Genomic DNA, 5,605 nt, shown 5'->3' on the forward strand with positions numbered 1-5,605 from the left:
CCGCGCCGCGAGTCGCGGTTATTGATTGTCGTGCTGGAAGATATCCGGATGCAAAAAGACAAAACCCCAGCTTGTTGGGCTGGGGTTTTGCGGGATAAAGACCCTGGCGATGACCTGTTGCGGCTCGCGGCTGCGCCGCGCACCGCAAATGCGCGATTCACCTAAAAGACAAAACCCCGAACCAAGAGGCTCGGGGTTTTGCGGGATAAAGACCCTGGCGATGACCTACTCTTGCATGCAGAAGCACACTACCATCGGCGCAGCTGTGTTTCACTTCCGAGTTCGGGATGGGATCGGGTGGTGCCACAGCGCTGTTATCACCAGGGAGAGGGTGGAGGGTCGCCGGCCGTAGATACGGCAGCGCCTCGCTCTCAGAGGTTGGAAGAAGAGTCCACGAGCGTTTGGAGCAAGCCATCAACGTGTTGAGGCCAAGGGTTGCTTCGCTGGGCGAAGCAACTTGAGGTGATATGGTCAAGCCACACGGATCATTAGTACAGGTAAGCTCAACGCATTACTGCGCTTACACACCCTGCCTATCAACCACCTGGTCTTGATGGTTCCTTCAGGGGGCTTGTGCCCCGGGAGATCTCATCTTGAGGCGCGCTTCCCGCTTAGATGCTTTCAGCGGTTATCGCTTCCGAACATAGCTACCCGGCAGTGCCACTGGCGTGACAACCGGAACACCAGAGGTTCGTCCACTCCGGTCCTCTCGTACTAGGAGCAGCCCCTCTCAAATCTCCAACGCCCATGACAGATAGGGACCGAACTGTCTCACGACGTTCTGAACCCAGCTCGCGTACCACTTTAAATGGCGAACAGCCATACCCTTGGGACCGACTACAGCCCCAGGATGTGATGAGCCGACATCGAGGTGCCAAACACCGCCGTCGATATGAACTCTTGGGCGGTATCAGCCTGTTATCCCCGGAGTACCTTTTATCCGTTGAGCGATGGCCCTTCCATACAGAACCACCGGATCACTAAGTCCTAGTTTCCTACCTGCTTGATCCGTCGATCTTGCAGTCAAGCACGCTTATGCCTTTGCACACAGTGCGCGATGTCCGACCGCGCTGAGCGTACCTTCGAGCTCCTCCGTTACTCTTTGGGAGGAGACCGCCCCAGTCAAACTACCCACCATACACGGTCCCCGACCCGGATTACGGGCCCAGGTTAGAACGTCAAGCACATCAGGGTGGTATTTCAAGGTTGGCTCCATGCCAGCTAGCGCCGACACTTCACAGCCTCCCACCTATCCTACACAGACGAACTCAACGTTCAGTGTAAAGCTATAGTAAAGGTTCACGGGGTCTTTCCGTCTTGCCACGGGAACGCTGCATCTTCACAGCGATTTCAATTTCACTGAGTCTCGGGTGGAGACAGTGCCGCCATCGTTACGCCATTCGTGCAGGTCGGAACTTACCCGACAAGGAATTTCGCTACCTTAGGACCGTTATAGTTACGGCCGCCGTTTACCGGGGCTTCGATCAAGAGCTTCGCTTTCGCTGACCCCATCAATTAACCTTCCGGCACCGGGCAGGCGTCACACCCTATACGTCCACTTTCGTGTTTGCAGAGTGCTGTGTTTTTGATAAACAGTCGCAGCGGCCTGGTTACTTCGGCCTCCTTCAGCTATTAACCATAGGAGGCGCACCTTCTCCCGAAGTTACGGTGCTATTTTGCCTAGTTCCTTCACCCGAGTTCTCTCAAGCGCCTGAGAATTCTCATCCTGCCCACCTGTGTCGGTTTACGGTACGGTCTGTGCAAACTGAAGCTTAGGAGCTTTTCCTGGAAGCGTGATATCAGCAGCTCTGTCCAATTGGACTCGTCCTTGGTCTCAACGTTGCGCTCCCGGATTTGCCTAAGAGCACCGCCTCAACCCTCTCACCGGGACAACCAACGCCCGGCCTGCCTAACCTTCTCCGTCCCTCCATCGCATTTGCACGAGGTGCTGGAATATTAACCAGCTTTCCATCGACTACGCATTTCTGCCTCGCCTTAGGGGCCGACTCACCCTGCGTCGATTAACGTTGCGCAAGGAAACCTTGGGCTTTCGGCGTGCGGGCTTTTCACCCGCATTATCGTTACTCATGTCAGCATTCGCACTTCCGATACCTCCAGCAGACTTCTCAATCCACCTTCGCAGGCCTACGGAACGCTCCTCTACCGCGCATAACAAAGTTATGCACCCCAAGCTTCGGTTTACCGCTTAGCCCCGTTAAATCTTCCGCGCAGACCGACTCGACCAGTGAGCTATTACGCTTTCTTTAAAGGGTGGCTGCTTCTAAGCCAACCTCCTGGCTGTCTGTGCCTTTCCACATCGTTTTCCACTCAGCGGTAATTTGGGACCTTAGCTGTGGGTCTGGGTTGTTTCCCTTTTCACGACGAACGTTAGCACCCGCCGTGTGTCTCCCGTACAGTCCGTCTCGGTATTCGGAGTTTGCAATGGTTTGGTAAGTCGCGATGACCCCCTAGCCATAACAGTGCTCTACCCCCGAGAGGATACATACGAGGCGCTACCTAAATAGCTTTCGAGGAGAACCAGCTATCTCCGGGTTCGATTAGCTTTTCACTCCTAATCACACCTCATCCCCGACCTTTGCAACGGGCGTGGGTTCGGGCCTCCAGTACCTGTTACGGTACCTTCACCCTGGGCATGACTAGATCACCCGGTTTCGGGTCTACTGCCCGCGACTATGCGCCCTTATCAGACTCGGTTTCCCTTCGCCTCCCCTATACGGTTAAGCTCGCCACGAACAGTAAGTCGCTGACCCATTATACAAAAGGTACGCCGTCACCCTTGCGGGCTCCGACTGCTTGTACGCACACGGTTTCAGGGTCTATTTCACTCCCCTCGCCGGGGTTCTTTTCGCCTTTCCCTCACGGTACTGGTTCACTATCGGTCGGTCAGGAGTATTTAGCCTTGGAGGATGGTCCCCCCATGTTCAGACAGGGTTTCACGTGCCCCGCCCTACTCAATTTCATCGATCAGGCCCTTTCGCATACGGGGCTGTCACCCGCTATGGCCACACTTTCCAGAGTGTTTTGCTAAAACAAGATCGACTTTTGGGCTAGTCCGCTTTCGCTCGTCGCTACTGACGGAATCTCGGTTGATTTCTTTTCCTACGGTTACTTAGATATTTCAGTTCACCGCGTTCGCCTTGCATGGCTATGTATTCACCATGCAATACCCTTGCGGGTGGGTTTCCCCATTCGGACATCGCCGGATCAAAGCTTATTGCCAGCTCCCCGACGCTTTTCGCAGGCTATCACGTCCTTCATCGCCTCTGACCGCCAAGGCATCCACCGTGTGCGCTTATTCGCTTGACCATATCACCCCAAGTTGCCTCGGAACGACACGTACCAGCGAATGGTACGACTATCACTTGATAAAAACGGCTTACGCCGTTTCGCCTCAGCCTCGACACGTTGCAAGACTTACGTCTCAAACGCTCGTTTGACTCTTCTTCCTCATTTTCAAAGAACATGGGCCGGCCTCAATGCCGAACCAATTCAAAGTGTGTGTGCGCGTGTCATTCAGAGTGTTTCCGGCCTGCCCAGGCGCATAAGTGGTGGGTCTGGGAGGACTCGAACCACCGGCCTCACCCTTATCAGGGGTGCGCTCTAACCACCTGAGCTACAGACCCAAAATGCGTCTCTCTTCAGTGGTGGAGCCTGTCGGGATCGAACCGACGACCCCCTGCTTGCAAAGCAGGTGCTCTCCCAGCTGAGCTAAGGCCCCGTTTAATACGGGACACGCAATCCGACTTCGGATCGCGCTCTCTGAATGCAGGTCACTTGTGCGGACGTCTGGCAACAGCGTTGCCATGTCTCAAAAGGAGGTGATCCAGCCGCACCTTCCGATACGGCTACCTTGTTACGACTTCACCCCAGTCATCGGCCACACCGTGGCAAGCGCCCCCCTTGCGGTTAAGCTACCTGCTTCTGGTGCAACAAACTCCCATGGTGTGACGGGCGGTGTGTACAAGGCCCGGGAACGTATTCACCGCAGCAATGCTGATCTGCGATTACTAGCGATTCCGACTTCATGGAGTCGAGTTGCAGACTCCAATCCGGACTGAGATGGGGTTTCTGGGATTGGCTCACTCTCGCGAGTTTGCAGCCCTCTGTCCCCACCATTGTAGTACGTGTGTAGCCCTGGCCGTAAGGGCCATGATGACTTGACGTCATCCCCACCTTCCTCCGGCTTGTCGCCGGCGGTCTCCTTAGAGTTCCCACCATTACGTGCTGGCAACTAAGGACAAGGGTTGCGCTCGTTGCGGGACTTAACCCAACATCTCACGACACGAGCTGACGACAGCCATGCAGCACCTGTGTTCTGGTTCCCGAAGGCACCCCTCGATCTCTCAAGGGTTCCAGACATGTCAAGGCCAGGTAAGGTTCTTCGCGTTGCATCGAATTAAACCACATACTCCACCGCTTGTGCGGGCCCCCGTCAATTCCTTTGAGTTTCAGTCTTGCGACCGTACTCCCCAGGCGGCGAACTTAACGCGTTAGCTTCGATACTGCGTGCCAAATTGCACCCAACATCCAGTTCGCATCGTTTAGGGCGTGGACTACCAGGGTATCTAATCCTGTTTGCTCCCCACGCTTTCGTGCCTCAGTGTCAGTGTTGGCCCAGGCAGTCGCCTTCGCCACGGATGTTCCTCCTGATCTCTACGCATTTCACTGCTACACCAGGAATTCCACTACCCTCTGCCACACTCTAGCTTGCCAGTATCCAGTGCCATTCCCAGGTTGAGCCCAGGGCTTTCACATCAGACTTAACAAACCACCTACGCACGCTTTACGCCCAGTAATTCCGAGTAACGCTTGCACCCTTCGTATTACCGCGGCTGCTGGCACGAAGTTAGCCGGTGCTTATTCTTTGGGTACCGTCAGAACAATCAGGTATTAACCGACTGCTTTTCTTCCCCAACAAAAGAGCTTTACAACCCGAGGGCCTTCTTCACTCACGCGGCATGGCTGGATCAGGCTTGCGCCCATTGTCCAATATTCCCTACTGCTGCCTCCCGTAGGAGTCTGGGCCGTGTCTCAGTCCCAGTGTGGCTGATCATCCTCTCAGACCAGCTATCGATCGTCGCCTTGGTGGGCCTTTACCCCGCCAACTAGCTAATCGAACATGGGCTCATCCAATCGCGCCAGGCCCGAAGGTCCCCGGCTTTCCCCCAAAGGGCGCATGCGGTATTAGCGTACGTTTCCATACGTTATCCCCCACGACTGGGCAGATTCCCATGTATTCCTCACCCGTCCGCCACTCGCCACCCACAGAGCAAGCTCTGCTGTGCTGCCGTTCGACTTGCATGTATTAGGCCTGCCGCCAGCGTTCACTCTGAGCCAGGATCAAACTCTTCACTTAAAGTTTTCGAGGACGAATCCTCTAATGCTTCGAAATGCAGAGCCCGACCAGACTCAATTACTCGCTGTACGTTGTACTTGCGTACAAATACTTATAAGAATTGAGGTTCTGTTCGAACGTCTGCTATGGACAACCATCCATTACCAGACGCCCGCACAAGTCACCTGCGCACACTGTCAAAGATCTGCGGGGCCGGCCTCAGCGCCTTTCCCGTTTTCCCTCAGCGCC

General features: G+C 55.1%; 2 tRNA genes and 3 rRNA genes. All 5 read right to left on the minus strand.

The window, feature by feature from the left end:
* Positions 1-212: 212 nt before the first annotated feature.
* Positions 213-325 (minus strand): 5S ribosomal RNA (rrf, locus tag E5S66_RS13440).
* Between the two features lie 142 nt (positions 326-467).
* Positions 468-3,327: ribosomal RNA gene (locus tag E5S66_RS13445) — 23S ribosomal RNA — on the minus strand.
* Between the two features lie 240 nt (positions 3,328-3,567).
* Positions 3,568-3,644 (minus strand) — tRNA-Ile (locus tag E5S66_RS13450).
* A 19-nt stretch (positions 3,645-3,663) separates the two neighbouring features.
* Positions 3,664-3,739, minus strand: a tRNA-Ala gene (locus tag E5S66_RS13455).
* 93 nt (positions 3,740-3,832) lie between these two features.
* Positions 3,833-5,377: ribosomal RNA gene (locus tag E5S66_RS13460) — 16S ribosomal RNA — on the minus strand.
* Together the 16S, 23S and 5S rRNA genes with 2 tRNA genes alongside form the textbook arrangement of a ribosomal RNA operon.
* Positions 5,378-5,605 lie beyond the last annotated feature (228 nt).

This window comes from Thermomonas fusca, assembly GCF_005862345.1.
Classification (GTDB): domain Bacteria; phylum Pseudomonadota; class Gammaproteobacteria; order Xanthomonadales; family Xanthomonadaceae; genus Thermomonas; species Thermomonas fusca.